This is a genomic window from Mesorhizobium sp. M2C.T.Ca.TU.002.02.1.1 (assembly GCF_003997225.1).
Genome location: NZ_RZTO01000628.1, coordinates 1 through 3,738, shown reverse-complemented (window position 1 = coordinate 3,738; position 3,738 = coordinate 1). Strand labels below are relative to the sequence as shown.

The window sequence follows — 3,738 nt, the reverse complement described above, 5'->3', positions numbered from 1 at the left end:
GCTCCCCCTTCTCCCTTTGTGGGAGAAGGTGTCGCCGAAGGCGGCGGATGAGGGGTGCTCCAGCTTGGCGCAAACCGGCGCCCAGGACACCGACGCCTCATTCCTTCCAACACCCCTCATCCGTCTCGGCGCTATGCGCCGATCCACCTTCTACAAGGGGAGAAGGGGAGGCGCGCGCATGACCCAGCTCGGCGCCACCATCACCGCCGAAGGCATCCGCTTTGCCGTCTGGTCCTCATCGGCGCGACGCCTCTGGGTCTCGCTTTTCGACGACGCTGGCGCGCGCGAGATCGACCGGCTGGAACTCAACCCGCAAGGCGAGGGCGTGCATGCGCTCCTTGTCCGCGGCCTTGCAGCGGGCACGCGTTACGGCTTTCGCGCCGACGGCGACTACGCGCCCGAACGGGGTCTGTGGTTCGACCCGGATAAGCTTCTCACCGACCCCTATGCCGTCGAGGTCGATCGTCCATACCAATACCATTGGCGGTTTGCTGCCAAACGCAACGAAGGCGCCGATACAGCCTCGCTGATGCCGAAGGCCGTAGCGCGGTCCCTGCCCAAGCCGGTGCCGGCCAAGCCGCCGCTGTTCCAACCCGGCGGCCTGATCTACGAGCTTAATGTCCGCTCTTTCACCAGGCTGCACCCGGACGTCCCGGAAGCGCAGCGCGGCACCGTCGCGGCGCTCGCCCATCCGGCCATCATCGAGCACCTGAGGCGTCTCGGTGTGTCAGCCGTCGAGCTGATGCCGGTCACCGCATGGATCGACGAGCGGCATCTGCCGCCGCTCGGCCTCGGCAACGCCTGGGGCTACAATCCCGTCACCTTCATGGCGCTCGACCCGCGCCTGGCGCCCGGCGGCCTCAAGGAATTGCGCGACACCGTCGCCACGCTGCGCAAGGCGGGCATCGGCACCATCCTCGACCTCGTCTTCAACCATACCGGCGAGAGCGACCGGCTCGGGCCGACGCTGTCGCTGCGCGGGCTCGATGCGCTGGCTTATTACCGGCATCAGCCGGACGGCAGGCTGGTCAACGACACCGGCACCGGCAACACGGTCGCCTGCGATCATCCGGTGGTGCGCGAGATGGTGCTCGACACGCTGCGCCACTTCGTCCGCTTCGCCGGCGTAGACGGCTTCCGTTTCGATCTGGCGCCGGTGCTCGGACGCGTCGACGGCGCTTTCGATCCGGAAGCGCCGCTGCTCCGGCACATTGCCGGCGACCCTGTGCTCGCCGACCGCGTGCTGATCGCCGAACCGTGGGATATCGGTCCGAACGGCTACCAGCTCGGCAATTTCCGCCCGCCCTATCTGGAATGGAACGACCGCTACCGCGACGATGTCAGGCGCTTCTGGCGCGGCGATGCCGGCGCGATCGGCGCGCTGGCGACACGGTTAGCCGGTTCTTCCGATGTCTTCGGCAGAGAGGGCGGCCCGGTCAGCCGCACGGTCAACTTCATCGCCGCGCATGACGGCATGACGCTGGCCGACATCGTCGCTTACGAGCGCAAGCACAACGAAGCCAATGGCGAGCAGAATCGCGACGGCCACAACGACAATCTGTCCTGGAACAACGGCGTCGAGGGCGAGACGGGCGACGAGGCGATCAGCGTGTCCCGCTCCGGCGACCGGCGCGCGTTGCTCGCCACGCTTTTCGCTTCGCGCGGCACCATCATGCTGACGGCCGGCGACGAGTTCGGCCGCACGCAAAAAGGCAACAACAACGCCTACGCCCAGGACAACGCCATCACCTGGCTCGACTGGGCCGGCCGTGATCACGCGCTCGAGCAATATGCATCGTCGCTCGCTACGCTGCGCCGGGCCTTTCCTGCGCTGACGGATACGCACTTCCTGACCGGCGAGCCCGCCGACGGATCGGAAATCCCCGACGTCGCCTGGCTGACCGAGACCGGCGCGCCGCCCGGCGAGGCCGACTGGAACGATCCCGGCCGCCATCGCCTCGTCATGTTGCTCGGCGACAACGAGGGCGGCCGCCTTGCCGTGATGATCAATGGCGACCGCCGGCAATGCGTCTTCACCTTGCCCGCGCGGGATGGCTTCGAGTGGCTCCCGGCGGTCGAGACGCAGCCGGTCGATCTTGCGCGGCCGTTACCCGGCCGCAGTGTCGTTTTCATGATCGAGCGGCGTGCCGCTCGATCGGGCAACAGGAAGGGCTCGTGATGGCTGGCGACAATTCCGGGCAAGGGAGCGAATGGTGGCGCGGCTGCGTCATCTACCAGGTCTATCCGCGCTCCTTCCAGGATACGACCGGCAACGGCAGCGGCGACCTCAAGGGCATCACTGCGCGGCTCGCCCATATCGCTTCGCTCGGTGTCGACGCCGTCTGGCTGTCGCCCTTCTTCAAGTCGCCGATGGCTGATATGGGCTACGACGTGTCGGACTACCGCGATGTCGATCCGATGTTCGGGACGCTGGAGGATTTCGATGCGCTGGTCGCCGAGGCGCACCGGCTCGGCCTGAAGCTCATCATCGACCAGGTGATCTCGCATTCTTCCGACAAGCACGAATGGTTCGTCGAAAGCCGCGCCAGCCGCGACAACGCCAAGGCGGACTGGTACGTCTGGGCCGATGCGAAGCCGGACGGCAGCGCGCCCAACAATTGGCAATCGCTGTTCGGCGGTCCCGCCTGGGAGTGGGACGCCACCCGCCGGCAATATTACATGCACAACTTCCTGGCAGCGCAGCCGGACTTGAATTTCCACAACCCGGAGGTCCAGGACGCGCTGCTCGACACCGCGCGCTTCTGGCTGGAGCGCGGCGTCGACGGTTTCCGGCTGGATACCGTCAACTACTATGTCCACGACCGCTGGCTGCGCGACAACCCGCCCCTGGCGTCAAGCGTCGCCGGCACCAACGGTGCGACCAGCACCTATGCCTTCCAGGAGCATCTCTTCGACAAGACGCGCCCCGAGAACCTCGATTTCCTGAAACGCTTCCGCGCGCTGCTTGACGAATATCCGGGCCGCGCCGCGGTCGGCGAGGTGGGCGACGAGGAGCGCTCGCTGCAGACGCTCGCCGCCTATGTCTCCGGCGGCGACAAATTGCAGATGTGCTACACGTTCGACCTGCTCAGTCCGCAATTTTCCGCCGCCCATGTGCGCGGCTGCGTCGAGGCGTTCGAGACGACCGCCCCGGACGGTTGGGTCTGCTGGGCCTTCTCCAATCATGATGTCGTGCGCCACGTCAGCCGCTGGACGCGGCCCGGCGAGAGCATGGACGCGGTGGCGAAGTTCTCGATCGCGCTGCTGTCATGCCTGCGCGGCTCGATCTGCCTCTATCAGGGCGAGGAACTGGGGCTGGAGGAAGCCGAGCTTGCCTATGAGGATTTGCGCGATCCCGTCGGCATCCGCTTCTGGCCGGGCGTGAAGGGCAGGGACGGCTGCCGCACGCCGATGGTCTGGGAAGCGGAGGCCGAGAATGCCGGTTTTTCGACGGCCAAGCCCTGGCTGCCGGTGCCGCAGGCGCATCGCGCCCGGGCGGTCGACGTCGAGAATGGCGAGGCGCGTTCGGTGCTTGCCGCCTATCGGTCGATCCTTGCCCTGCGCAAGGCCCATCCGGCGCTGATCGAAGGCTCGATCCGCTTTCTCGATGCCGAAGGCGATGTGCTCGCTTTCCTGCGCGAGCGCGACGGCGAAAGGCTGCTTTGCGTTTTCAATTTCTCGGCCGAGGCCACAGGCTGGGCGCTGCCCGCGGAGATCGGCGAGGCCGAGATAACGGCC

Annotated in this window: 2 protein-coding genes; both read left to right on the top strand. The window is 66.8% G+C overall.

Translation table 11 applies throughout. From position 1 onward, the window contains the following. The first annotated feature begins 178 nt into the window (after nt 1–178). A complete protein-coding gene (glgX, locus tag EOD07_RS26375; RefSeq protein WP_127237499.1) occupies nt 179–2,179 on the top strand; it encodes a glycogen debranching protein GlgX in 2,001 nt (666 codons plus the stop codon). Continuing rightward, a partial coding sequence (locus tag EOD07_RS26370; protein ID WP_127237498.1) for an alpha-glucosidase family protein occupies nt 2,179–3,738 on the top strand: 1,560 nt, incomplete at its 3' end. The genes glgX and EOD07_RS26370, both read left to right, overlap by 1 nt.